Genomic DNA, 24,758 nt, shown 5'->3' with positions numbered 1-24,758 from the left:
TCCCTAGACGTCCCTCAAGACGTGGTGTCCGTGCCGCCGTCCCGCACCGAATCTCATGCGAGAGACCCCCGCGACCGTGCGACCGGTCCGGGGGCATGGCCACCGCGTGAGGAGCGATGACGTGCAAGAGCGTAACCACTGCCTGTCCGGACGCAAGGAGCCCCAGCGATGACCAAGGGCGCCTCCGTGATGCTGAGCGGCGAACACCCCGCCGTCGTCGTGAAGACATGGCCGCACAGCGTCCGTTCGGTGGGGAGCGCACGCCGTCTTTTGGCGCACCACCTGGAAGCATGGGGACTTCGCCACCTCGTGGAGGCCGCCGAAGTGGTGGTCTCGGAGCTGGTCACGAACGCGGTGAATCACGCACGCGTTCCGCGCGGGCACCTGATCGGAACGCGTTTCGAACGCCTTGAGAGTGGAGTACGCATCGAAGTCCACGACGCAAGCGAGCGCAAACCGGAACAACGCGAAGCCTCCGAGGAGGCTGAGTTCGGCAGGGGATTGGTCCTCGTAGAGGCACTCACCAGCGGTCAATGGGGCGTGAGCGTTCGCGAAGGTCTGGGCAAGATGGTCTGGGCAGTGTGCACTAAGGGCGATGGACCGGTGGACCCTTCCTGATCAACCGAGCGCCCGCCTGATCTCACCCCGACGGCTGCCATATCTGGGAAAGGCAGTGCACGAACTCTCCCCCGTACCGACCAAGCGCCGCCACTCGCCCGCCGGTGCCGGGGGGAATCTCCCCCGTGATGAACTCCTCGGCCTGGTCGCAGCACCGCGAAGATGCGAGACGATGGGTGTCTTTTCAGGCAAGCGCCGTTGGGCCGATGCTCAGCGAGGAAAGGACGACGAGTGGAATCGCGCGCGACGCCGTGGGGCGCGTACAAGACGATCACCGATGTGCTGCGCCACCGCATCGCCGAGGGCGAGTTCCCGCCCGGGACGCATCTCCCCAGCGAGGCCGAGTTGCGGGCCGAGTTCGGCGTCGCGCGGAACACGGTTCGACGGGCACTTGCCGACCTGGAGCACGAGGGTCTGCTCGCCACCACGCCGGGGCGGGGCCGCATCACCTCCGCGCCCGGGGAAGCCCGCGCTCTGGCGCCCGCCTTTCTCCGCATCTCTGTGGCGCTTCGCAAGGCGATCGAGGGCGGCGAGCTGCACAAGGGCGACGCGCTTCCCAGTGAGGCCATGCTGACAGAGCAGTACGGCGTCTCCCGCTGGACCGCGCGACGGGCGCTCACCGAGTTGGAGAGCGCGGGACTCATCGAGACGCGACACGGTAAAGGCCGCTTCGTCAGGTGACGACCGACCGAGATAGCCTCGACACGTGATTTCCGTAACGCGGGCCCAGGAGCTTGCCGGAGACCTACTGGCCGAGGCGCTCCCGCGTCGCTGGGCGCACAGCGGGGGTGTCGGCCGCAAGGCAGAGTCCCTCGCACATCTCGTCGGGGACGACGCCGACCTGCTGGTCTGTGCCGCGTGGCTTCACGACATCGGGTACGCCCCGAAGCTGGTCGACACGGGGCTCCACGCTCTCGACGGCGCTCGGTACCTCCGCGATGTCGAGCACGCCGACCCGCGTCTGTGCGCGCTGGTCGCCTACCACTCCTGCGCCCACATCGAAGCGCGCAACCGCGACCTCGGCGACAAGCTCACGGCAGAGTTCGAACCGGTGGGCGGCCTGCTTGCCGATGCGTTGATCTACTGCGACATGACGACGACCCCCACCGGCGAACCCGTCAGCGTCGAACAGCGGCTCTCCGAGATCCACTCGCGCTATGGCCCCGGGGATGTCGTCACAGAGTCCATCACTGAGGCGTCGTCTCACATCGTCGACGCCGTTCAGCGTATCGACAACCTGCTCGTCAGGTAGCCGAGCGCCTCGATCGGACGAGCTTGCCCTGCTCGTCGCGGTTCCAGTGGCGGCCTGCGCTGTCGAGGAACTCGATCTCGACCGGTTCCGGCTCGACGTAGGAGCGCAGCCATTCGCGCGGGGCGGGGCGGCGGACGGTCTGGCTGGGTGGGACGAGGCCGATGAACTCGGTACGGGACTCCTCGCCGGCGGGGGCGGGCAAGGGGAGTTCCACCTCGTATATGGGCATGTCGCTCGCGTTGTGGACGTGGAGGTCGAGTTCTCGGGCGCCGTCAGGGCGGCGGTACGCCTCGACCCATGCGCTGACGCGTGCCGCCTGGGCCCGATGGGCTTCCTCCTCGCGGTCGGCTTCCCGGCGGTGCTCACGGCGGAGGAGAACGAATCCGGTGCCGAACGCGCCGACCGTCCCCACCGCGTTGAAGACGTTCGCCGCGGTGTCGACCCAGCCGTTATCCAAGCTGGGGCAGCCCTTCGCCCTCGAGGTAGGCGTCGATGCGCTGCCGCATGGAGCGGTCCATCTGCAGCCCGCCGACATCGTCCCGAGGTACCCACACCACCTCGCGGGATTCGTCGCCGGGCGTCGGCTCACCGCTGACGTACCGCCCGGTGAACACGATCGAGAACTCCTGCCGGACCTCGTCGTTGCTCGTGTAGTGGATGACGTGGCGCGGGTCCGTGTAGATGCCGACGAGCCCGGTGATCTCGCAGTTGATCCCGGTCTCCTCCAGAGTCTCGCGGACGCCGGTCTGGGCCATCGACTCGCCCATGTCCATCGCTCCGCCGGGTACGGCCCAGTTGCCGTTGTCACTGCGGCGGATCAACAGGAGTCGGCCCTCGTCGTCGGTGACGATGACGTTGGCTGAGGGGACGATGCTGTTGGCTTTGGGCGCGCGCGGGTCGTCGAAGTAGTCGATGCGGGTCGGCATGCGGTCGTCACTCCAGTTCGCGGGCGCGGTCCCAGACACGTTCGAAGCTCTCCAGGTAGTTGTTCACCATGCCTCCCCCGGCGACCTTGCGCAGATGGATCACGGGAGCCTGCGCCGCGGTGAACCCGTAGATGTGGGTATTCACGAGGACCTGATCGTCGGCTCGGTAGATCGAGTTGTAGAGGATCGTGTCGTGGAGCCGGAAGTCGATGCCGTCCACGCCACGCAACGGCCGGTACATGACCAGGGCGTTGCGGATCTTCGCGGCCATGGCATCGTCCACGCCCTCGTCCGCCCCGCGTTGGGCGACCGCGGGACTTTCGGGGTCGCCGAGCAGTATCCGTACCCGCACCCCGGCTTCGGCCTTGGCGCGGAACACCCGATGCGTGCCTGCGTCCTCGGAGAGGAACAGGCCGCTGTAGACGAGGACCCCGATCTCCTCTTCCGCGGTCTCGAACATGCGCCGCCACAAGTCGGACGGCACTGACCAGCGGTGCGGGTAGATCGTGATGATCTCGCTCTCGGACGCGCCCGCGACCTGGTCCGGGGTCAACGCATCGGGCCACAGGTAGGTCTCGTCGACGCCGAGTCGTGCCGCGACCGCGTATCGGTGGCGCCGGTACGGGGTACGCCCCGTCGTCACCCAGCGCTCGACGGTCTTCGGGTCTACATCGATCGAGCCAGCCAACGCGTCGAGCGTGAGCCCGCGTTCGAGCAACGCGGCACGGAGGCGCTCATTAGGCATTCATCGACCTCAAGACGTCACGAGACGGCTCCACAATAGGCGGGACGTCTCGCACACGTCCAGTCATGTAGTGATGACGTACCGCGTTCCGGCCGCACTCTCGGTGAGGACAGCGCCAACCGGCACTGAACCGCTAGCGAGGTGGCGCGCCGTCCCGGCCCGGACCGGAAACGACAACGGCGCCACCCAGTCGGGTGGCGCCGTGACGCACATGTCCCCACTCCGCTCCGCGCTCTGTGGCGCGGGGTGGAGTAAGGCGGGATGGTGGAGATGGCGGGAATCGAACCCGCGTCCAACGGTGCGGAATCAGGGCTTCTCCGTGTGCAGTCCGCTGCGCTTTTCTCAGCCCCGGAGATCACGCGGACAAGTCTCCGACGGGCTCAGTCACTGTTTGGCTTCCCTCTTCACCCCGTGACCGGGATCAAGGTTTAGTCCCCTAGTTGATGCCAGGATCCGGGTCGGGAACAGCCCCGGGCTGACACTCCCTTAGTAGGAGGCTCGCTCGCGCTGCCTATCAGGCAGCGAGGGCGAAGGCCTGCTGGGAGGAATCGCGCTTGGTATTGGCGATTATTTTTTTCGGCCTGTGGTTTACGAGATCATGGCCGCTTCCTCGACACGCTTCCCCTGCTTCGACAACCGCTGTCGAAACCGATCATCCCCATGTTGATTTTTCAAACCCCTCGCAGAGCGTCCCTCCATAGAGGGCCCCTCCGCGGAAGGGAGTGCGCACCGGCTTCGCGGTGCAGATGCCATCGTACGTGACCCATGCACGTCCGTGCCAGCCTGTTTCCGACGGTCACCCGGTCGCGCCACCGCTTCCCGCACCGTCCGACGCCGTCGGCGGCCGGGGCGTTCCCGGCCGCGGGGCGTCTCAGGCCGCGGGGTCTCGGGCCGCGAGGGTCTCGGGCCGCGAGGCGTCTCAGGCCCGCTGCTTGCGCCGCACCGCCGAGATCGCCCGCTCCGTGTCCCGTCGGTCCTGCTTCTCGCGCAGCGTCTGCCGCTTGTCGTACTCCTTCTTGCCCCTCGCCAGCGCGATCTCGACCTTGGCGCGGCCGTCCTTGAAGTACAGGGCGAGGGGCACGATGGTGTGCCCCGTCTCCTGGGACTTCGACTCCAGCTTGTCGATCTCCACCCGGTGCAGCAGCAGCTTGCGCTTGCGGCGGGCGCTGTGGTTGGTCCAGGTGCCCTGGGTGTACTCCGGGACGTGCACGTTGTGCAGCCACGCCTCGTGACCGTCCAACTGCACGAAGCCGTCGGCCAGCGAGGCGCGCCCCTGGCGCAGTGACTTCACCTCGGTGCCCGAGAGGACCAGACCGGCCTCGTAGGTGTCGAGGATGTGGTAGTCGTGCCGCGCCTTCTTGTTCTGCGCGATCAGCTTGCGCCCTTTTTCCTTAGCCATAGTGCCGACCATTTTCGCACTACGGAGGGGGCGCGGGGAAAGTCCATTTGCGCGGCGCGCGAGGGCGGGAGGGACGCGTCCCCAGGCCGGTCAGGACGACCAGGCCAGGTCGCCCAGGACGCCCAGACCGGTCAGGACGGGTCGCCCAGACCGGTCATGACGGGTCGCCCAAGCCGGTCAGGACCGTGCGGGCCCGGCGCAGCGCGTCGCCGCCCGCGTCCAGGTCGGGGGTGATGCCGCGGCCGTCCACGCTCCGGCCGACGGGGGTGCGGTAGTGGCCGACCGTGAGTTCGGCGACGGAGCCGTCGGCCAGCCGGGTCGGCATCTGCACCGAGCCCTTGCCGAAGGTGCGCGATCCGACGACCACGGCGCGGCCCCGGTCCTGGAGGGCGCCGGTGAGCAGCTCGGCCGCGCTCATGGTGCCGCTGTCCACCAGCACGACCAGCGGCCTGGCGGTGTCGCCGCCGGGATCGGCGTGCAGGGCGCGCTGGGCGCCGTCGACGTCGTAGGTGGCGACCAGGCCGCCGTCGAGGAAGGAGGAGGCGGTGGCGACCGCCTCGGTGACCAGGCCGCCGGAGTTGCCGCGCAGGTCCAGGACGACCCCGGAGTCCAGCGGGCTCTGGCGCACCGCCGCGCCGACCGCGTCGCCCACGCCCTTGGTGAAGGCGGTGATCCGGATGACGGTCGTCCCGTCGGACAGGCGCCGCACGGTGACCGAGTCCGTCGACAGGCTCGCCCGGCGCAGGGTCCTGGTCCAGGTGCGGGCGCCGCGCGTGAGGCCCAGGGTGACGGCCGTCCCGGCGGGGGCGTCGTCGGCGTCGCCGCGCAGCAGGGAGACGACCTCGGTGACGGGCAGGCCGTCCACCTTCTCGCCGTCCACGCTGCGCAGCCGGTCGCCCGCGCGGATCCCGGCGCCGGCGGCGGGCGAGCCGGACTGCACCCGGCCGATGTCGATCCGGCCGTCCCGCTCGCGCCGCGCCCGCAGGCCGACGCCGGTGTACCGGCCGTCCAGGGACTCCTCGAACTCCTGATAGTCGCCCGGGGAGTAGACGGCGGCCCAGCGGTCGCCGCTGCGGCTGGCGGCGCGTTCGGCGGCCTCCTCGGGGGACTTGCCCGCGGCCATGGCCTCGGCGGCGGCCCTCGCGACCTGCTCGTGGTGGGCGGCGGGAGCGGCCGAACCAGCCTTCAGGGCGGCGGACTCGCGGTCCTGCGCCCGCGCCGATCCCGGCAGCGAGCCGGTGGCCGCCCCGGCGGCGAGCACGCCCGCGAAGACGAGTGTCAGACCGGCTCCGGCACGGACGCGGCGGGGGCGGCGGAGGGGAACTGGATCTGACATGGCGGTGAGTCTAGGACAACGCCCCCGCGCCGCAGGCCCGGTTGGGCGTGCGGCGCGGTTGGCGTGCGTCACACCTTCAGATACTTGCGCAGCGCGAAGAACGCGGCGAGGGCGGGCATCAGCACGCTCGCGGCGAGGATCAGCGGGAGCTTGGTGATCACGGCGTCCCAGCCGACGAAGTTGATCAGGGTGAGCTTGGCGGACAGCGCCATGCCGTGGTCGACCGTGAAGTACCGCCCGACGACGAGGAAGACGCAGGCGAGGCCGCCGCCGATCAGGCCGGCCACGGCCGCCTCCATGATGAAGGGGGCCTGGATGTAGAAGCCGGAGGCGCCCACCAGCCGCATGATCCCGGTCTCCCGGCGGCGGCTGAAGGCCGAGACCCGCACGGTGTTGACGATCAGCAGCAGGGCCACGACCAGCATCAGCAGCATCACGCCGAGCGCCGCCCGGTTCATCAGGTTCAGCAGCCCGAAGAGGTTGTCCAGGATGCCCTTCTGGTCCTGCACGGACTGCACGCCGTCGCGTCCGTTGAAGGCGCTGGCGATGACCTTGTACTGCTCCGGGTTCTTCAGCTTGATCCGGTACGACTCCTGCATCTGGTCCGGCGTGAGGGAGCCCGCCAGCGGCGAGTCGCCGAACTGCTCCTTGTAGTGCTTGTACGCCTCGTCCTGGGACTCGTAGGCGACCTTCTCGACCACCGGCATCTTGTGCAGGTCGGCGAGGATGGCCTTCTTCTGGTCCTCGGTGACGGCGCCCTTGGCGCAGTTGGGGTCGTTCTGGGCGTCGCTCTTGTTGCAGAGGAAGATCGAGACGTTGACCTTGTCGTACCAGTAGCCCTTCATCTGCGTGACCTGGTCGCTCATCAGGAGCGACCCGCCGAACAGGGCGAGCGACAGGGCGACGGAGACGATGACCGCGAACGTCATCGTCAGGTTGCGGCGGAGACCGACTCCGATCTCCGACAGGACGAACTGGGCGCGCATGGCGTCTGGTCAAGCCTTTCCGACGTGGACTTCAGTGCTGGTAGCCGTAGACGCCGCGCGCCTGGTCGCGGACGAGGCGCCCCTTCTCCAGTTCGATGACGCGCTTGCGCATCTGGTCCACGATGTTCTGGTCGTGGGTCGCCATCACCACGGTGGTGCCCGTGCGGTTGATGCGGTCGAGCAGCTTCATGATGCCGACGGAGGTCTGCGGGTCGAGGTTGCCGGTGGGCTCGTCGGCGATCAGCAGCTTGGGCCGGTTGACGAAGGCCCGCGCGATGGCGACGCGCTGCTGCTCACCGCCGGACAGCTCGCCCGGCATGCGGTCCTCCTTGCCGCCGAGGCCGACGAGGTCGAGGACCTGGGGCACGGACTTGCGGATCTCGCCCCGGGACTTGCCGATGACCTCCTGGGCGAAGGCGACGTTCTCGGCGACCGTCTTGTTCGGCAGCAGGCGGAAGTCCTGGAACACCGTGCCCAACTGGCGGCGCATCTGCGGCACCTTCCAGTTGGACAGGCGCGCGAGATCCTTGCCCAGAACGTGCACCTGGCCGTGGCTGCACCGCTCTTCGCGGAGGATCAGCCGCAGGAAGGTGGACTTTCCGGAGCCGGAGGACCCCACGAGGAACACGAACTCGCCCTTCTCCAACTCCAGGGAGACGTCCCTGAGAGCGGGGCGGGTCTGCTTGGGGTAGACCTTGGACACATTGTCGAATCGGATCACGGATGCACCACGGATCGCCGGGGGTAGATGAGCGTGACCTTACGCGAGTCGGGTGCGCGAGCGCAGTCACCGGTCTGGGTTGCGGGATAGTCATACGTTTTGTCCGCGCGCCCCACGGCCGACGCGTGCGCTTCCCCTGGGGACCTGCGGGGAGCACGCGCTGAAAAGCGGGGAACCTGGCATGGTGGAGAGGGGAACGTTCGCGTGCCGGCGGACGTTGTAAGAGGTATCCGGTGCTAGGAGGGCGAGGCGCATGACGTACGACCGGCTGGTGTGCGCGAACTGCGCGGCGCCCGTGAGCGAGGGCCGGTGCCCGGTGTGCCGCGCGAACCGCGAGCGGCTGCAGCAGGGGAACTTCCTCGCGGGACTGAACCCGACGGCGCTGATAGCGCTGCTGGCCGTGCTGATCGCCGCGGTGGCGCTGCTGGCGCACCAGACGGCGTAGCCAGCCCGGCGCATACGAGCGAGGGGCCCGGAGCGTGTCGCTCCGGGCCCCTTGGACGTCAGCGGGCGCGTACGTCCCGCGACGGTCCGGTCACTCTCAGGCGGCGGCGCCGCCGCGGCCGCCCATCAGGCGCGGCAGGATGCGGAAGCCGATGCCGCCGGCGATCATCGTCGCCGCGCCGGCTAGCAGGAACGCGGTCTGACCGGCACCGGTCTCGGCGAGCTGCGCGCCGCCGTCCTGGGGCGCGGTCTGGGCCGGGGCGGTCGCACCGGTGTCCGTGAGGGCGGAAGAGCCCTGGTCCTGCGGGGTGGAGTTGTTGCCGTCGGGCGCGGGACCGCCGGTGGTGGAGCCGCCAGTGCCGCCGGAACCGCCGGTGTTACCGGAGCCGCCGGTGTTACCGGAGCCTCCATTGTCGCCGGAGCCCCCGTTGTCACCCGAGCCGCCGTTGTCCCCGGAGCCCCCGTTGCCGCCGGAGCCGCCGGAGCCGCCGTTGCCTCCGTTGCCGCCGGAGCCGCCCTCGGACGTCCCCTGGGAGGTGCCTTGCGACGTCCCCTGGGAGGTGCCCTGCGAGGTCCCCTGGGACTGGCCCTCGGACGTGCCCTGAGAGGTCCCCTGGGACGTGCCCTGAGAGGTCCCCTCGGAGGTTCCCTGAGACTGACCCTCAGACGTCCCCTGCGAGGTTCCCTGAGACGTGCCTTCCGAGGTGCCCTGAGAGGTCCCCTCGGACGTGCCCTGGGACGTGCCCTCGGAGGCGCCCTGGGTCACGCCGAGCGTCGAGCCCTCCGACGTGCCCTGCGTCACACCCAGCGTGCTGCCCTCCGACGTGCCCTGCGTCACGCCGAGCGTGGAGCCCTCGGAGCCGCCCTGCGAGTCCCCCGCGGAGGAACCGTTCGAGGCGCCCGAGTCGTCACCGTCTGCCGCGCCCGCGCCGATGCTCACCGGCCCGACCTGCACGTTCGCGTCCAGTGCGGACGCGGCGCCCGCGGCGGTCAACGAGGCGCCCGCGGCGATCACGGCGCCCGCGGCCATGCGCGCGACCCGGATCCGCGTCTTCTTCGTCATGTGATTGCTACCCCCAGTAGCCGATCGTCGATGAGGCCGCGCCCGGGGCTGTGATCGACGGGGGTAGCTGATCAGTGGAGCCCCCCGGTTCACATGCGCCCCGCAGACACGCATGCCGCGCTTCACCTTTCCCACAATTCAGAGGCGCGTCAAGGCCGTTGCGCACACGTTGTCCTGTTAAGCGCTGCTTCGCCGTGGGAAGCGCGACGTGAGCGTGACGCGAAAGCCGGACACCCCGGCACGAAAAAGGCAACTGCCGCCTCGCGGGCGGCAGTTGCCTGTTCGCTGCGTCGCCGTCGTCGGCTGGGCGTCCGTCGCGCTACTTGCTCTGCTGCTCCTGCTGCTTGCGCCAGCGGATGCCGGCCTCCAGGAACCCGTCGATCTCCCCGTTGAACACGGCCTCGGGGTTGCCGACCTCGCACTCGGTGCGCAGGTCCTTGACCATCTGGTACGGGTGCAGGACGTACGAACGCATCTGGTTGCCCCAGGAGTTGCCGCCGTCGCCCTTGAGGGCGTCCATCTTGGCCTGCTCCTCCTGGCGGCGCCGCTCCAGCAGCTTGGCCTGGAGGACGTTCATCGCCGTGGCCTTGTTCTGGATCTGCGAGCGCTCGTTCTGGCAGGAGACGACGATCCCGGTGGGCAGGTGGGTGATGCGGACCGCGGAGTCGGTGGTGTTGACGCCCTGGCCGCCGGGGCCGGAGGACCGGTAGACGTCGATGCGCAGCTCGGTCTCGTCGATGTCGACGTGGTCGGACTGCTCGACGACGGGAAGCACCTCGACGCCGGCGAAGGACGTCTGGCGCCGCCCCTGGTTGTCGAAGGGGGAGATGCGCACCAGGCGGTGGGTGCCCTGCTCGACGGAGAGGGTGCCGTAGGCGTAGGGCACCTGCACGGCGAACGTGGTCGACTTGATGCCGGCCTCTTCCGCGTACGACGTCTCGTAGATCTCCGTCTTGTAGCCGTGCTGCTCGGCCCAGCGCAGGTACATGCGCTGGAGCCGCTCGGCGAAGTCGGCGGCGTCGACGCCGCCGGCCTCGGCGCGGATGTTGACCAGGGCCTCGCGGGCGTCGTACTCGCCGGACAGGAGGGTGCGGACCTCCATCTCGTCCAGCGCCTTGCGGACGGCGGTCATCTCGGTCTCGGCCTCGGCCCGGGTGTCCGGGTCGTCCTCGGCCTCGGCCAGCTCGAAGAGCACGGCGAGATCGTCGATCCGTCCGCGCAGCGCCTCCGTCTTGCGCACCTCGGCCTGGAGGTGGGAGAGGCGGCTGGTGATCTTCTGCGCCTCTTCCGGGTTGTCCCACAGGGACGGCGCAGCCGCCTGCTCCTCGAGCACGGCGACGTCTGCCCTCATCTTGTCGAGGTCCAGAACGGCCTCGATCGACTCCATGGTCGAGGAGAGGGACTTGAGCTCTTCGGATACATCGACGACTGCCACGCCCTCCAGCGTAACGGCTCCGCCGGGCGTGGTGCGCCGGGCGGCGGTCCGGTTCAGGGCGTGGACGTGGAGGGGGCCGACTGCCGGGTGTCCTGGGACGGCGCCGCCGGGGAGTCGTCGGAGGCGGCCCAGTAGGCGCCGGCGCCGACGGCCGCCGCGAGCACCAGCCCGGCCACGCTCAGGGTGATCCGGCGCCGGCGGGCGGCGGTGCGGTGACGGGCCGAGCCGGGGCGCGGGGCGCCCGGGGTCCGGGGGGCGCGCGCCGTGCCGTGGGCGCCGCCGGCCAGCTCGTCCGGCGCGGGGACGCGCATCGACGTGTGCGTGTCCCGGTTGGAGTCCGGCTTGGCGCCGGGCACCAGGGGGACCGCTCCGCGGCGGCGCGCACGCTCGCCCGCGGGCGCCGGGACCTGGCCGGACGGCTCCTGCGGCGCGTCGTCGGTCTCGTCGGGCTCCGGCTCGTCCACCTCCAGGGGCGGCATGCCCGCGAGCGTCGGCAGCAGCTCGCGCAGGCGCGCGGCCAGCTCCGACGCGCGCAGCCGGGAGGCCGGCGCCTTCGCCAGGCACTGCAGCAGGAGCTGCCACAGCTCGTCCGGGATGCCGGGCAGCGGCACCACCGTCTCGGTGACGTGCCGCCGCAGCACGGCGCCGGGGTGCCCGCCGCCGAACGGGGTGAAGCCGGCCAGCAGCTCGTACAGCACGGTGGCGAGCGCGTAGATGTCCACGGCCGCGCGCGGGGGCAGGCCCTCCACGATCTCCGGCGCCAGGTAGTCCGGGGTGCCGATGATCTTCGTGGCGCGGGTCCGCTTCGGGGAGTCGATGAGCTTGGCGACGCCGAAGTCCGTCAGCAGCGCCGGATGGGCGCCGCCCGGTCCGAGCGGGCCCTGCATGTCGAGCAGCACGTTCTCCGGTTTGACGTCGCGGTGCACGACGCCGGCCGCGTGGGCGGCGGCCAGCCCGTCGGCCACGTCGGCGACGATCGCCGCCGCCGCCGCGGGCGCCATCCGGCGCTCCCGCTCCAGCCGCGTGCGCAGGTCGGTGCCGCGCACCAGGTCCATGACGAGGGCCAGGTCGGTGCCGTCGACCACCAGGTCCCGCACGGAGACGACGTGGGGGTGCTCCAGGCCGAGCAGCGCCGTCCGCTCCTGCACGAAGCGGCCCACGAGTTCCTGGTCGGACGCCAGGTCCTCGCGGAGCAGCTTGACGGCCACGGGCCCGTCCGGCCCCTCGCCCAGCCACACCGTGCCGGCGCTGCCCCGCCCCAGGATCTGGTGCGCGGTGTACCGGCTGCCGATCTTCCGTGCCAAGACTGCTCCTACCGACGCGTGTTGCCGATAAAACTACGCGTCCGGCGAGCCGGCCTTCACCGTGGAGGCGGAAATCACTCGCCAGGTGTCGACATATCCCCAGACTCGGTCCGGGGATGGGGTGCCGGAGATCCGTTTCGCCCCGTCTTGGGGCCGCGCGGAGAATCGGTCCGGCCCGATCCCGTCTAAGGCCGCCGCCTCCATCCGGCCCGGCACTAGGGCTGTCCGGTTCTGTCCGGGCACGACACCAGAGCGATCCGGCTCCGTCCGGGAACGGCACCAGGGCTGTCCAGCCCCGTCCGGGAACGGCACCAGGGCTGTCCAGCCCCGTTCGGGCACAGCACCCGGGATGCCCGGTTCCATCCGGGGCTGGGCCGCCCTGCCCCGTCCGGGGGCGCCCCGGCCCGGCGCCGTCAGCGGCGGCCGAGCCGTGCCGTGAGCGGCGGCCGGGCGTCAGCGGGGTCAGCCGTCAGCGGCGGCCGAGCCGAGCCGTGCCGTGCCGTCAGCCGCGGTGGCCGCCTCCGCCTCCGCGCTTCATCCAGTGGGCCGCCGTGCCGAACCAGTCGCTCAGTTGCCCCCAGTAGCTCTTGCCGGTCCCGATCCACCCCTGCAAGGGGCTCAGCTCCCAGACCAGCCAGCCCGCGACGAACAGGATGACGAGCGTGAACAGGCAGCCTTTCAGGCAGCCGAGGCCGGGGATCCTCATCGGGTTTGCGCCGCGCTGCCGCGGCGGCCTCGGCTCGCGGGCCGGGCGCCGGGGCTCCGGAGCCTGGGGCGGCGCGTACCGCTGTGGCTGCTGGCGTTGCTGCGGCTGCTGGGGCTGACGGGTCTGCCTGCGCTGCGGCGCCGGGGCGTGCTGCTGCGGCTGCGGCTGGGCGTACTGCGGCTGCTGCTGTCCCTGGCGGCCCTGCTGCGCGTTGCCGTAGCCGTAGCCGGGCTCGGGGCCGGGCTGATGCTGCGGCCGGGAGACCTGCCGCTGGGGGCGGCGGCGCAGTGGGTCCTCGCCCGGGTCGAGGTACTGGACCTGCGTCTGCTCGTTGCGGTCGCGGGCCGCGCGGAGCTGGGACTGCCAGGGGTGCGGCTGGTCGGGCTGCCCCGGCTGGCCGTCGCCCTGCTGCGCGCCGGGCCAGCCCTGCGGCATCGCGCGCGTGGGGTCGGCCGCTCCGGGCACGGCGCCCGGGACACCCGGCCCCGCGGTGTGCGGGAGCACGCTGGTCGCGGCGTTCGGGTCGTACGACCCCGCGCCCTGGGGCAGCACCTGGGTCGGGTCCGCGGCGCCGGGCACGCTGTCCGGGGCGGGCACGGGCGCGGGGGCCGGGTCGGGCGCCAGCAGCGCGCCGACCGCCTCGGCCGCCACGATTTGCGCGCTGTTCGCGTGCACGCCCACGCCTTCGGCGACCACGCGCAGGGCGTATGCCAGGTTCTCGGCGCTCGGCCGCTCGGCGGGGTTCTTGCGCAGGCAGCGCTCGATGACCGTCCACAGCGGGTCGGGCACGGTGGAGGGGCGGCGCGGCTCGGCGCTCAGGTGCTGGTGCAGCACTTCCAGGGCGCTGCCGCCGGAGAACGGCGGACGGCCGGTGAGCAGCTCGTACAGCAGGATGCCGGCGCCGTAGACGTCGACGGCGGAGGTCTGCGGGAGGCCCTCGGCGGACTCGGGCGCGACGTACGCGGGCGTGCCGACGAACTCGTGGGTGCGGGTGAGGCCCGGCGAGTCGGCCAGACGGGCGATGCCGAAGTCGGTGAGCAGCGGGTGCATCGCGCCGCCGTACTGGCTGAGCAGGACGTTCGCCGGCTTCAGGTCGCGGTGCACCACCCCGTCGGCGTGGCTGGCGGCCAGCGCGTCCGCGATCTGGGCGGTCAGCAGGGCCGCGGCGACGGGTGAGAAGGGGCCGTTCTCGCGCAGGTAGCGGTGCAGGTCGGGGCCGTCGACGAGGTCCATGACCAGCGCCAGCAGATCGCCCTCGACGACCAGGTCGCGCACCCGGACGATGTTCGGATGGGTGAGCCGGAGCAGCACGGAGCGCTCCCGCAGGAACCGCATCACGACGTCGGCGTCGCTCGCCAGCTCCTCTTTGAGAACCTTGATCGCGACGGTCTCGCCGGGCTGGCCGGGCACGGCCGCCTCGGCTCCCGCCGTCTCCCTCTGGCGGGCTCGCCAGACCGTCCCGGTGGCGCCGCGTCCGAGCGGCTGCTCCAGGAAGTACTTGCTGCCTACCGGCCGCACGTCATGCGCTCCCTGCTGCTCCTCGTGGCGGCGCCCGGCCGCTGCTCTCGCGCCGCTCGGCTGCCGCCTTCCGGCGTTCCGACCCAACTGTAGTGCCGACTCCCGCCGGGCACCGGCCGGTCGCGGTCCGGCCGCCGCCGTCCGTCGGCGGGCGACTGCGGGCCGGTCCTCTTGGTGGCCGGTCCCCGTGGTGGGCGTACGTCCCGGACGTCACCCCTGTGCGAAGGAAAGACGCTGAACCCGGTCTCCTAGGTTCCGGATCCGGGCGTGACCGATCTCAAGCGGTCGGCGGCGGACCACGGGCCAGGCACTTTTGGGGGCAGAGCCGACCAATCAAGATCACTTGTGGCGGCGGGGCGGGCGCGCTGTCAGTGGCAGGTGCAAGGATGCCTCCAGTTGCCTGGCCGATGCGCGTGCGGGGTGGGGGAGTCCGCGCTCGCGCAGAAGGGACCGCTGACGCCGATGCAGATCCGGCTGACCGTCGTAGACCCCTCGGCGCCGCCCGCCGACCTGGGCCGCGCCGCGAGCTGCGACGTACTGGTCACGGCGCCCTCGGGCACCGCTCTGGCCGCGGTGGCGCCGGCGCTCGCCGCGGCGGTGTCCGGGGACGGCGCGGCGGCCCAGGATCGGACCGGCCGCGAGCGCGGCGCCGCCGAGCGGGGCGGCCGGGAGCCCGGCGCCGGGCCCGTCGTGCTGTACGCGGGCGCGGAGCGCCTGGACGCCCAGCGCTGCACGCTCGGCGAGCCGCCGCTGCTGGACGGCGCGGTGCTCTGCCTGGGCGGCCCCGCCGAGCCCGAGGCGCACCCCGAGCTGGACGAGGCGCCCGCCCGGCTGCACGTGGTCGCCGGGCCGGACGCGGGCGGCGTGCACCTGCTGCACGGCGGTCAGCTCACCGTCGGCCGCTCCGCCGACGCCGACGTGCCGCTCGACGACCCCGACGTCTCGCGCGTGCACTGCACGGTGACGGTCGCCGCCGACGGCCGCGTCTCGGTCGCCGACCCCGGCTCCACCAACGGCACCGCGCTGGACGGCCGCCCGGTGGGCCCCCGCCCGGTCCCGCTCCCCCCAGGCGCGCTGCTGCGCATCGGGGAGTCGGCCCTACGGCTGACCCCGGCCGCGGGCCCGGCGGCGCGGGTGGCGACGGCGCCGGACGGCGAGGGACATGTACGGGTGCCCGGAGGGAGCGCGGGGGCGAACGCCCACGCGCCGGCCCCTGCGCGCACGGCGGGCGGCTCGGACGCGAGGCCGTCCGTCGAGCCGACTGCGGCGGGCGGCGCGGGAGCGGTGCGAGGCACGGGGACGGGATTCGGCGAGGGGACCTCTTCTGGAGGGGGATCCGCGCACGCTGAAGGGTCCGCGCACGCCAGGGGGTCGGCTTACGACGCGGATGCGGCGGACGGCACGGGAGCGGCGCGGGACACGGGGACGGGGACGGGATTCGGCGGGGAGACCTCTTCAGGAGGGGGATCCGCGCACGCCTGGAGGTCGACTCACGGCGCGGGTGCGGCGGACGACGTCGCGACCGCGTACGGCGCGGGAGCGGCTGGCGCCGTAGGCGTCGGCGGCGCGGGAGCGGCTGGCGCGCGCCCGGCGACGGGCGACTGGCAGCGCGAGGAGCACGGCGGGCACGGAGCGCACAGCGAGGACAGGGCGCACGGGCCGCACGGCGGAAGCGGGGCGCACGGGTCCGCCGAGCCCCAGGTGCCCGCCCAGGGCCGGGCGCCGGGCGCCGAGAGCCGCCCCGGCGCTCTCGGCGGCGACCTGGAGGGCGACTACGGGCCGGGCGTGCGCAGGCGCGCGGGGCTCGGTGCGTGGGCGCGGCGCCTGGCCGGCGGCCGCGGGGCCGCGGCGGAGGCCGAAGCGTCCGGCGGGGCGTACGACGGGACGGCGGCCGGCGCGTCCGCGCGGGAGCTGCCCGCCGCGTACCCGGCGGAGCTGCCGCCGGAGACCTGGCCGGACCCGGCGGCGCTGCTGCTGACGGCGCTCGGCCCGGGGCCGCTGCTGTGGGAGCGCGGACCGGGGCATCCGGAGACGCTCGCGGTACGGCTCGGCACGGCCGACCGCCCCGCGCCCGACGGCTCGGGGCGGCTGCTGCCCGCGGTGCCGGTGACCGCCGGGCTGCGCGAGGCGGGCGCGCTGGGCCTGGCCGGGCCGCGCGCCCGGCTGACCGGCCTGGCCCGCGCGGTCCTGGCCCAGCTCGCCGCGCTGCACTCCCCCGACACGCTGGAGATCGTGCTGCTCTGCACGGACCGCACGCGCCCGCTGCCGGAGCGCACGGCCGAGTGGTCCTGGCTGGGCTGGCTCCCGCACGTGCGGCCGGGACACGGCCAGGACTGCCGCCTGCTCCTGGCCTACGACCGCGACCAGGCGGCGGCCCGCACCGGCGAACTCCTGCGCCGCCTGGACGACTGCCTGGCGGACGCGCGCCGCGCCCCCGGCGCCCCGGACGGCGGCCGAAGCGCGTCCGTACCGCGCCAGGCGACCGCGTCCGCTGCGCACGCCCAGGCCGCGGCCGACCCGTACGGCGCCCCGTCCCGGGACGGCGCCTCCGCCTACGGTTCCCCCTCCGACGGGCACGGCTCCGCCTCCCCCGGCGCCTCCCAGGCGCATAACGCTCCCTCCCGAGACGCCAGCGCTGCACACGGCGCTCCCTCCCGAGACGCCGACGCGACACACAGCGCCCCCTCCTGGGACACACGCGGCGCAGCCGCCCCGGACGACGCTTACGGCGCCCCCTCTCACGACGTCGGCCCGGCGCACAGGCCCCCCTTCCGAGACGCCGCCGACACCCACGGCTCCCTCTCCTGGGACGCAGCCGACGCACCCGGCTCACCCGTCCGGAACCCCACCGACGCACCCGGCTCAGCCGCCCGAACCTTTAGTGACGCATCCGGCGCGGCCGCCCGGAACTCCGCCGAGGCTCACCGCGCCCCTTCCCCCGACGCATTCGACGCCCACGGTCGCCCCGTCGGCGCTCCCCAGTCCGCGCCGCACCCGGACGCCGCCGCTGCCGACGACCGCGCACAGGCGGCGCCGCATGGCGACCCCGCCGGCGCCCGGGGCGCCAGGCCGGACGCCCCCGCCTCCCCCGGCCCGGACGCCCCGGCGGCGTCCGCGTCGGCCCCTCCGGGCGGCCAGCGCCCCGCGCCCGTGCGCGGAGCCGCCCGGCGGCCCTCGTGGGCCCAGCCCGGCGACGGGCAGGACAGTCCGGCTGGGCCGGAGGGGCACGACTTCGCGGGTCCCTACACCGTGCTCGTGGTGGACGGCGACCCGGGAGACGCCTCCGTGCGCGAGGCCGTGGCCCGGCTGGCGCAGGAAGGGCCGCGGGCCGGAATCCACGTGGTGTGCCTCGCCGAGACGGCCCCCGCCTCCCCCGCGTCGCCGGTGGCGGAGACGTACGAGGAGGCGTGCGCGGCCTCGCCGGTGTTCCGGCGCTGCGGCGCCGTCGCGCTGCTCAGCGGCGACGTGGCGACGGCGCTGCGGCTGATGCGCGTCGTGCACTCCGGCGCGCGGGCGCAGGACCCGGTGGGCCCCGGCGCCGTGGCCGTGGTGGACGCCGTGTCGGCGCAGTGGGCCGAGCGGTTCGCACGGGCGATGGCGCCGTTGCGGTCGGCGGCCGACCCGTCCGGCGGCGGCCGACCCGCGCGGGTGTCGGCGCCGCTGCCGCCGTCGGCGCGACTGCTGGACGAGCTGGGACTGGCCCGTGCCACCCCGGCGTCGCTCCAGGCGCGCTGGGCGGACGCGGCGGACGACGCCGCGGCGCTGGGCGGCCGGGCCTGGGCGGTGCTCGGGGCCGGTCCGCGCGGTCCGGTCTGCGCCGACCTGGCCGCCGACGGGCCGCATCTGCTGATCGAGGGCCCGGCGGGCAGCGGCCGGACGGAGCTGCTGCGGTCCGCGGTCGCCTCGCTGGCCGCGGCCGAGCGGCCCGACCGCCTCGGCATCGTCCTGCTGGACGGCCGCGACAGCGTGGGCGGCGGCCACGGCGAGGGGCTGCGGGTCTGCACCGACGTGCCGCACGTCACCACCCACCTGATCGCCAACGACCCGGTGCGGATGCGGGAGTTCGCCCAGTCGCTGAGCGCCGAGCTGAAGCGGCGCGGCGAGTTGCTGGGGCGGGACGACTTCGCCGCGTGGCACACCCGGCGCGCGCTGTCCGGCCGTATCGTCTCCCAGCGCACCGCCTCCGGCCGCGCCCCGGCGCCCGGTCAGGGCCACGCGCCGGCCGGAGCGGGCGCGGAGGCTCCGGCTGGAGCGGGCGCGGCCGATCTCGACGCCTCGCCCAGTTCGACGCTGCGGCTGCGGCTCCCGGCGGCGCGAGCGCAGGACGAGACGCCGCCTGCGCTGCCCCGGCTGGTGGTGGTCGTCGACGACCTGGACGCCCTGGTCTCCCCCGCGCTCGGTTCCCCGGGGCGGCCCGCGGCCGGCTCGGTGATGCGCGCCCTGGAGGCGGTGGCCCGCGACGGCGGGCGGCTCGGCGTGCACTTGGTGGCGGCCGCCGCGCCCGGGGGCCGTACGGCGCAGACGGAACCGGGCCGCCGGGCCGCTCTCCGGGTCGTCCTGGACGCGCCGGCCTCCGGCCGCGGGGGCGCCTCCGCGGCCGGGACCGCCGAGCCGGGGGGCGAACCGGCCCCGGGACGCGGGCGGTTGACCGGGCCAGACGGCGGGGTCACCCCGTTCCAGGGCGGCCGCGTCACCGGCCGCATCCCGCGGACGGCGACCCAGCGCCCCACGGTCGTGCCCCTGGAGTGGCAGCGCATGGGCGATCCGCCCGCCCGCCGCTCGGTCCGCGAGCTGGGCAACGGGCCGACCGATCTCGCCCTGCTGGCCAGCGCGTTGCAGCGGGCCGCGCGGGAGGTGTCGGCCGCCGAGGTGCCGTCCCTGCTGTGACCGCAGCCCCGGTCCTGCTGTGACCGCAGCCCGGCGCGGTGGTGACCGCCGCCCCGGCGCGCCACGCCAGACCGCCCCGCCCCTCCGCTCCCGCACCGCCACTCCGCTCCCGTCCCGCCCGTCCGCCCCCGTCCCCGTCCCGCCTCTGCCGCCTCCCCCTCCGCTCCGCCTCTTTCCCTCGCCCCCAACCTCCCTGACTGACCGTCACGACAAGGTCACGATCTTCCGCTTGACACTGTGGGCGCTCTTGCCGAGTCCGGGGCCCCGGCGTAGACCAGAGCGCACTGGACAGCGCTGGGACGTTCGACGACGTCGAAGAACGGGGCAGTGGATGCACAGCACGAGCAGCACCATCGGGACGCACGGGGCCGCACGGCCGGCGGGGCCGACGAAGACGGCGAGGGCGACGCGGACCGCCGCGGCCGTCGCCGCGGGGGCGCTGGCCCTCTCCCTCACCGCCTGCGGCTCCCACGACGACAAGAAGAGCGGCGGCGAGCAGAGCAGCGGCGCGCCGAGCGGGGGCTCGGGCCTCGCCCTGCCCAAGCTGGACGGCGCGAACCTGGAGGTCGCCGCCGTCTGGACCGGCGCCGAGCAGGCGAACTTCAAGCAGGTGCTCGCGGAGTTCGGCAAACGCACGGGCGCCAAGGTGACCTTCGTGCCGGCCCAGGACCCGATCGTCAACTTCCTCGGATCCAAGATCGCGGGCGGCCAGCCCCCGGACGTGGCGATGCTGCCGCAGCCGGGCGCCATCAAGCAGGCCGCGGAGAAGAAGTGGGCCAAGCCGCTCGGCCCCGAGGCGCTGGCGCAGCTCGCGAAGAACTACTCGCAGGGCTGGCAGGACATCGGAAAGGTCGACGGCAAGCAGTACGGCGCCTACTACAAGGCCGCGAACAAGTCGCTGATCTGGTACAACGCAAAGGTCCTGGAGAACGCGGGGGCGAGCGAGCCCAAGACGTGGAAGGACCTGCTGGGCGCCGCGCAGAAGGTGGACGACTCCGGCGTCACGCCGTTCTCCGTGGGCGGCGCCGACGGCTGGACGCTCACCGACTGGTTCGAGAACGTCTACCTCTCCCAGGCGGGCCCCGAGAAGTACGACCAGCTCGCCCAGCACAAGATCAAGTGGACGGATCCGTCCGTCAAGCAGGCCCTGACCACCCTCGCGCAGGTCTGGTCCAAGAAGGACTACCTGGCGGGCGGCCCGGACGGCGCGCTCCAGACGGAGTTCCCCGCCTCGGTCACCCAGACCTTCACCGGCGGCGACCAGCCGAAGGCCGCCATGGTCTACGAGGGCGACTTCGCCCAGGTCAACATCGGCGAGACCAAGGCCAAGGTGGGCACGGACGCGAAGGTGTTCCCGTTCCCGGCGGTGGGCGCCGCCGCGCCGGTGGTCTCCGGCGGCGACGCGGCGGTGATCCTGAAGGACTCCAAGGCGGCGCAGGCGCTGGTGACGTTCCTGGCCTCGCCGGACGCGGCGACCATCCAGGCGAAGCTCGGCGGATACCTCTCGCCGAACAAGAACGTGCCGAACTCGGCGTATCCGAACCAGGTGCAGCGCACCATCGCCAAGGCCCTGATCGCCTCCGGCGACGACTTCCGCTTCGACATGTCCGACCAGGCCCCGCAGGCCTTCGGCGGCACGCCGGGCAAGGGCGAGTGGAAGGACCTCCAGGACTTCCTGAAGAACCCCTCGGACGTCGCGGGCGCGCAGGCGAAGCTGGAGAAGGACGCGGCGGCGGCGTACGGCAACGGGAGCTGAGCGCCGATGGCCGCCCGCACCCGCCGACGACGGGGGCGCCGATGACGTCGGCAGCCGCCCCGGGCGCCGCCCCGGCGGCGGCGCCCTCCGCGCCCCGCGGCCGCAGGAGCGTCACCGGCACCCGCAGGACCGCGGCGGCGCTGTTCCTGCTGCCCGCCCTGGTGCTGCTCGGCGCGCTCGTGGTCTACCCGATCGGGTACTCGATCGTCCGCAGCTTCTACGACTCCTCCGGCGACCACTTCGCCGGGGCCGACAACTACAAGGCGCTGTTCACCGACGACGGCATCCGCACGGCGCTGAAGAACAACGTCATCTGGATCGTGTTCGCCCCGGCGGTCGCCACCGCGCTCGGGCTCGTCTTCGCGGTGCTGACCGAACGGGTGCGCTGGGGAACGGCGTTCAAGCTGGTCGTCTTCATGCCGATGGCGATCTCCATGCTGGCCGCCGGGATCATCTTCCGGCTGGTGTACGACCAGGACCCGGACAAGGGCGTCGCCAACGCGGTGTGGGTGGGGGTGCACGACACCTTCGCGCAGGCGTCGGCGTTCCCCCGGGCGCATCCGGGCCGCGACTCGCCGCTGCGGCCCGACCACGGCGGCTTCCTCACGACCAGCCCGGTCCACACCGGCCAGTCGGTGGCGCTGCCGCTCGTCGGCGTCGCCCCCGACCAGATGCCCCACGGCGCCGGGAAGGCCCGCCGGGCCGAGGCGAAGCCGGACCGGATCACCGGAACCGCCTGGCAGGACTTCACCCGCGGCAAGGGCGTCGGGAAGCTGGGCGCGGTCGACCCCTCCGAGCAGGGCTACGCCGGCATGCGGATCGAGGCGGTCAAGGACGGCGCGGTGGTGGCGACGGCGAAGGCCGCCGACGACGGCACGTTCAGCCTGCCCGCGCGGGCCGACGGCGCACGGCTGCGGCTCCCGGCGGACAACTTCAAGGAGCCGTACAACGGTGCGGACTGGCTGGGCCCGTCGCTCGTGACGCCGTCCATCATCGGCGCGTACGTGTGGATGTGGGCCGGGTTCGCGATGGTGCTGATCGCGGCGGGGCTCGCGGGCGTGCCGCGGGAGCTGCTGGAGGCCGCCCGCGTGGACGGCGCCAACGAGTGGCAGGTGTTCCGCCGGGTCACCGTCCCGCTGCTGGCGCCGGTGCTGGCGGTCGTCGCCGTCACGCTGATGATCAATGTGCTCAAGATCTTCGACCTGGTCTTCATCATCGCCCCCGGCTCCTCCCAGGACGACGCCAACGTGCTCGCCCTGGAGCTGTACCGCAAGGGCTTCTCCGAAGGCCGGCCGGGCGTGGCCAGCGCCATCGCGGTGTTCCTGCTGCTCCTGGTGATCCCGGTGATGCTGTTCAACATGCGGCGCTTGCGGCGGGAGGTGCGGCGATGACCACGGAGGCCGTCACGAAGGCCGTCCCCGCCCCTGCCGTGGGCGCCAGGCGGTCGGCCGGCGCCCGTCTCGCCGAGGCCGTCAGCGGTGGGGCGGTCCGGGTGTTCCTGATCGTCGTGGGCCTGTTCTGGCTGGTCCCGACGATCGGTCTGCTGCTGGCGTCGCTGCGCTCCCCGGAGGACATGAGCGCGGGCGGCTGGTGGACCGTGTTCACCAGGCCCTCGCAGCTCACGTTCGACAGCTACCAGAAGCTGCTGGAGCACGGCGAGATCACCGACTCGCTGCTGAACACCGTCCTGATCACCGTCCCGGCGACGCTCCTGGTGGTCGTGGTCGGCTCGCTCGCGGGCTACGCGTTCGCGTGGATGGAGTTCCCGGGCCGCGACTGGTGGTTCCTGGCCGTGGTCGGGCTGCTGGTGGTGCCGGTGCAGGTGGCGCTCATCCCGATCGCTGAACTCTTCGGGAAGATCGGCCTGTTCGGGTCCATCTTCGGGGTGGTGCTGTTCCACACCGGCTTCGGCCTGCCGTTCGCGGTGTTCCTGCTGCGCAACTTCTTCGCGGAGATCCCGCGCGAACTGCTGGAGGCCGCCCGGCTCGACGGCGCCGGCGAACTGCGCCTGTTCGCCCGGGTCGTGCTGCCGCTGGGCGGTCCGGCCATCGCCAGCCTGGGCATCTTCCAGTTCCTATGGGTGTGGAACGACATGCTGGTCGCGCTGGTGTTCACCAAGTCCGGCAGCCAGCCGATCACGGTGGCGCTCCAGACGCAGGTACGGCAGTTCGGCAACAACGTCGACGTGCTGGCGCCCGGCGCGTTCCTCTCGATGGTGATCCCGCTGGCGGTGTTCTTCGCCTTCCAGCGGCAGTTCGTGTCCGGGGTGATGGCGGGCGCGGTCAAGTAGCCCGCGCGGACAGGCGCGTTCGGCGCGGACTTGTGAGGGGCGCACTCGGAAAGAACCAGAAGGAACTAGAAGGGGCGGACCGGTCGCGGTCCGCCCCTTCGCGTGGGCCGTGCGTCCCCCGCACCTCGTACGGGACGTGCCCCCTTGGCTCCTGCGCCGAATCCGCGCCTGCCGCTGCCGCGGCCTGCGCGCACGCGGCCCGCGGGACCTACTCGACGACCAGCTCGACCGGGATGTTGCCGCGGGTGGCGTTGGAGTACGGGCACACCTGGTGGGCCTGCTCGACCAGCTTGCCGCCGGTGGCCTGGTCCACGGTCTCGGGCAGCTCGACGCGCAGCGTGACGGCGAGCGCGAAGCCCTCGCCCTGCTTGCCGAGGCCCACCTCGCCGGTGACGGCGGCGTCGCTGAGGTCCACCTTGGCCTGACGGCCGACGAGGGCGAGGGCGCTGGCGAAGCAGGCGGCGTAACCGGCGGCGAAAAGCTGCTCGGGGTTGGTGCCCTCCCCGCTGCCGCCCAGCTCCGCCGGCGGGGCGAGGCGCACGTCCAGCTTGCCGTCGGAGCTGAAGGCGCGGCCGTCACGGCCGTGGGTGGCGGTGGCGACGGCGGTGTAGAGCGCGTCCATGGAAACCATCCCTCTCACAGATCTCGGAAAGTCCGGCGGACCTTCGCGGGCCCCTTCGGGCGTCGCGCGTCCTGATAAAAATAGATCACACAATTAGATTGTGCGCAACTCAATCACGTCCCGAGTTATGCTGAGCCCATGACGACCGAGGTTCCGCCCAGTGCCGTGCCGGACGAGGACTGGCTGCTCCTGGACCGCCAGATCTGCTTCTCGCTGCACGCCGCCGCGCGCGCCTTCACCGGCGTCTACCGCACGCTGCTGAAGGACCTGGGGCTGACGTATCCGCAGTATCTGGTGATGCTGGTGCTGTGGGAGGACGGCCCGACGCCCGTGAAGCGGCTCGGCGAGCGTCTGCGCCTGGACTCCGGCACGCTGTCGCCGCTGCTCAAGCGCCTGGAGGCGGCCGGCCTGGTGCGCCGGGAGCGCAGTGCGCGCGACGAGCGGTCGGTCGAGGTGCGGGTGAGCGCGGAGGGCGCCGCGCTGCGCGAGCGCGCCGCCCGGGTGCCGCGCCGGATCAAGGCGGCGACCGGCTTCGACCTCGACGAGCTGAGCGAACTGCGCGCCCGCCTGGACCGGCTCACGGAGGCGCTCGACACGGCACTCATAGAAGAGTCCGATCAGCCCGACGAGCCCGTAGCGTTCGTAGAGCCTGTGGGGTCCGTAGAGCCTGCGAGGTCCATAGAGCCTGCGAGGTCCATGAAGTCCGTGGAGCCCCCGGCCTGCCGCTGACCCCCGCCCCCCAGACGGGTG

Annotated in this window: 21 protein-coding genes and 1 other RNA gene; 9 read left to right on the top strand and 13 right to left on the bottom strand. The window is 72.9% G+C overall.

What is annotated here, in order from left to right; genetic code table 11:
- Window positions 1-168: 168 nt before the first annotated feature.
- The 3 genes from ABZ861_RS04840 (at window position 169) to ABZ861_RS04830 (ending at window position 1,870) form a co-directional block, all read left to right on the top strand.
- Window positions 169-618: an ATP-binding protein gene (locus tag ABZ861_RS04840; protein WP_361623762.1), complete on the top strand. Its 450-nt coding sequence runs from the start codon at window positions 169-171 to the stop codon at window positions 616-618.
- Between the two features lie 231 nt (window positions 619-849).
- Window positions 850-1,299, top strand: coding sequence for a winged helix-turn-helix domain-containing protein (locus ABZ861_RS04835; protein WP_361623759.1), 450 nt, complete (start codon window positions 850-852; stop codon window positions 1,297-1,299).
- Window positions 1,300-1,324: 25 nt separating this feature from the next.
- Window positions 1,325-1,870 carry an HD domain-containing protein gene (locus ABZ861_RS04830; RefSeq protein ID WP_361623756.1) on the top strand — a complete coding sequence of 182 codons (546 nt, stop codon included), beginning with the start codon at window positions 1,325-1,327 and terminating at the stop codon, window positions 1,868-1,870.
- On the opposite strand, the gene ABZ861_RS04825 is transcribed toward ABZ861_RS04830, so the two are convergent.
- From ABZ861_RS04825 to ftsE, 8 genes are all read right to left on the bottom strand, one after another.
- Window positions 1,863-2,327, bottom strand: coding sequence for a hypothetical protein (locus ABZ861_RS04825; RefSeq protein ID WP_361623753.1), 465 nt, complete (start codon window positions 2,325-2,327; stop codon window positions 1,863-1,865). The two genes, ABZ861_RS04830 and ABZ861_RS04825, sit on opposite strands and share 8 nt — an antisense overlap.
- On the bottom strand, window positions 2,320-2,796 hold the full coding sequence (locus ABZ861_RS04820) for an NUDIX domain-containing protein (RefSeq protein ID WP_361623750.1): 477 nt from the start codon (window positions 2,794-2,796) through the stop codon (window positions 2,320-2,322). The genes ABZ861_RS04825 and ABZ861_RS04820 overlap by 8 nt, the downstream gene beginning before the upstream one ends.
- Before the next feature lie 7 nt (window positions 2,797-2,803).
- A complete protein-coding gene (locus tag ABZ861_RS04815; RefSeq protein ID WP_361623747.1) occupies window positions 2,804-3,484 on the bottom strand; it encodes an XRE family transcriptional regulator in 681 nt (226 codons plus the stop codon).
- Window positions 3,485-3,803: 319 nt separating this feature from the next.
- Window positions 3,804-4,201: a transfer-messenger RNA gene (ssrA, locus tag ABZ861_RS04810) on the bottom strand.
- Between the two features lie 259 nt (window positions 4,202-4,460).
- On the bottom strand, window positions 4,461-4,940 hold the full coding sequence (gene smpB / locus ABZ861_RS04805) for an SsrA-binding protein SmpB (RefSeq protein WP_361623744.1): 480 nt from the start codon (window positions 4,938-4,940) through the stop codon (window positions 4,461-4,463).
- A gap of 154 nt (window positions 4,941-5,094) precedes the next feature.
- Entirely contained in the window at window positions 5,095-6,276 is a 1,182-nt protein-coding gene (locus ABZ861_RS04800) for a S41 family peptidase (RefSeq protein ID WP_361623741.1), read from the bottom strand.
- Between the two features lie 68 nt (window positions 6,277-6,344).
- On the bottom strand, window positions 6,345-7,262 hold the full coding sequence (gene ftsX, locus ABZ861_RS04795) for a permease-like cell division protein FtsX (protein WP_361623738.1): 918 nt from the start codon (window positions 7,260-7,262) through the stop codon (window positions 6,345-6,347).
- 31 nt (window positions 7,263-7,293) lie between these two features.
- Window positions 7,294-7,983 (bottom strand): cell division ATP-binding protein FtsE, encoded by a 690-nt coding sequence (gene ftsE, locus ABZ861_RS04790; protein WP_361623735.1) that lies wholly within the window; start codon window positions 7,981-7,983, stop codon window positions 7,294-7,296.
- 253 nt (window positions 7,984-8,236) lie between these two features.
- On the opposite strand from ftsE, the gene ABZ861_RS04785 reads away from it, so the two are divergent.
- Complete coding sequence (locus tag ABZ861_RS04785; protein ID WP_361623733.1) at window positions 8,237-8,428, top strand: hypothetical protein; 192 nt, start codon at window positions 8,237-8,239, stop codon at window positions 8,426-8,428.
- Window positions 8,429-8,524: 96 nt separating this feature from the next.
- Here ABZ861_RS04785 and ABZ861_RS04780 read toward each other — a convergent pair whose 3' ends face one another.
- The 4 genes from ABZ861_RS04780 to ABZ861_RS04765 all read right to left on the bottom strand — a co-directional run bounded on the left by ABZ861_RS04780 (window position 8,525) and on the right by ABZ861_RS04765 (window position 14,453).
- Window positions 8,525-9,490, bottom strand: coding sequence for a hypothetical protein (locus ABZ861_RS04780; protein ID WP_361623730.1), 966 nt, complete (start codon window positions 9,488-9,490; stop codon window positions 8,525-8,527).
- Window positions 9,491-9,809: 319 nt separating this feature from the next.
- Complete coding sequence (gene prfB / locus ABZ861_RS04775; protein ID WP_361623727.1) at window positions 9,810-10,925, bottom strand: peptide chain release factor 2; 1,116 nt, start codon at window positions 10,923-10,925, stop codon at window positions 9,810-9,812.
- Between the two features lie 53 nt (window positions 10,926-10,978).
- The gene (locus ABZ861_RS04770) at window positions 10,979-12,229 is read right to left on the bottom strand and encodes a serine/threonine-protein kinase (RefSeq protein WP_361623724.1); all 1,251 of its coding nucleotides are present in this window, start codon (window positions 12,227-12,229) and stop codon (window positions 10,979-10,981) included.
- Between the two features lie 502 nt (window positions 12,230-12,731).
- Window positions 12,732-14,453 carry a serine/threonine-protein kinase gene (locus ABZ861_RS04765; RefSeq protein ID WP_361623721.1) on the bottom strand — a complete coding sequence of 574 codons (1,722 nt, stop codon included), beginning with the start codon at window positions 14,451-14,453 and terminating at the stop codon, window positions 12,732-12,734.
- A gap of 462 nt (window positions 14,454-14,915) precedes the next feature.
- Here ABZ861_RS04765 and ABZ861_RS04760 point away from each other — a divergent pair, with 462 nt between their 5' ends.
- From ABZ861_RS04760 to ABZ861_RS04745, 4 genes are all read left to right on the top strand, one after another.
- Window positions 14,916-19,340, top strand: a complete 4,425-nt coding sequence (locus ABZ861_RS04760) for an FHA domain-containing protein (RefSeq protein ID WP_361624430.1) — start codon at window positions 14,916-14,918, stop codon at window positions 19,338-19,340.
- A gap of 331 nt (window positions 19,341-19,671) precedes the next feature.
- Window positions 19,672-21,096 carry an ABC transporter substrate-binding protein gene (locus ABZ861_RS04755; protein ID WP_361623718.1) on the top strand — a complete coding sequence of 475 codons (1,425 nt, stop codon included), beginning with the start codon at window positions 19,672-19,674 and terminating at the stop codon, window positions 21,094-21,096.
- Window positions 21,097-21,137: 41 nt separating this feature from the next.
- Window positions 21,138-22,487, top strand: a complete 1,350-nt coding sequence (locus ABZ861_RS04750) for a sugar ABC transporter permease (RefSeq protein ID WP_361623715.1) — start codon at window positions 21,138-21,140, stop codon at window positions 22,485-22,487.
- Window positions 22,484-23,386 (top strand): carbohydrate ABC transporter permease, encoded by a 903-nt coding sequence (locus ABZ861_RS04745; protein ID WP_361623712.1) that lies wholly within the window; start codon window positions 22,484-22,486, stop codon window positions 23,384-23,386. Before ABZ861_RS04750 ends, ABZ861_RS04745 begins: the two co-directional genes overlap by 4 nt.
- 208 nt (window positions 23,387-23,594) lie before the next feature.
- Here the strand turns inward: ABZ861_RS04745 and ABZ861_RS04740 are convergent, their stop codons facing one another.
- A complete protein-coding gene (locus ABZ861_RS04740) occupies window positions 23,595-24,008 on the bottom strand; it encodes an organic hydroperoxide resistance protein (RefSeq protein ID WP_361623709.1) in 414 nt (137 codons plus the stop codon).
- 138 nt (window positions 24,009-24,146) lie between these two features.
- Here ABZ861_RS04740 and ABZ861_RS04735 point away from each other — a divergent pair, with 138 nt between their 5' ends.
- Window positions 24,147-24,737, top strand: a complete 591-nt coding sequence (locus ABZ861_RS04735) for a MarR family transcriptional regulator (protein WP_361623706.1) — start codon at window positions 24,147-24,149, stop codon at window positions 24,735-24,737.
- The last annotated feature ends 21 nt before the right edge of the window (window positions 24,738-24,758 follow it).

The organism is Streptomyces sp. NPDC046985 (assembly GCF_040644415.1).
Classification (GTDB): domain Bacteria; phylum Actinomycetota; class Actinomycetes; order Streptomycetales; family Streptomycetaceae; genus Streptomyces.
The sequence above is the reverse complement of the archived record's forward strand: the minus strand, read 5'-3'. Positions and strand labels throughout refer to the sequence as shown.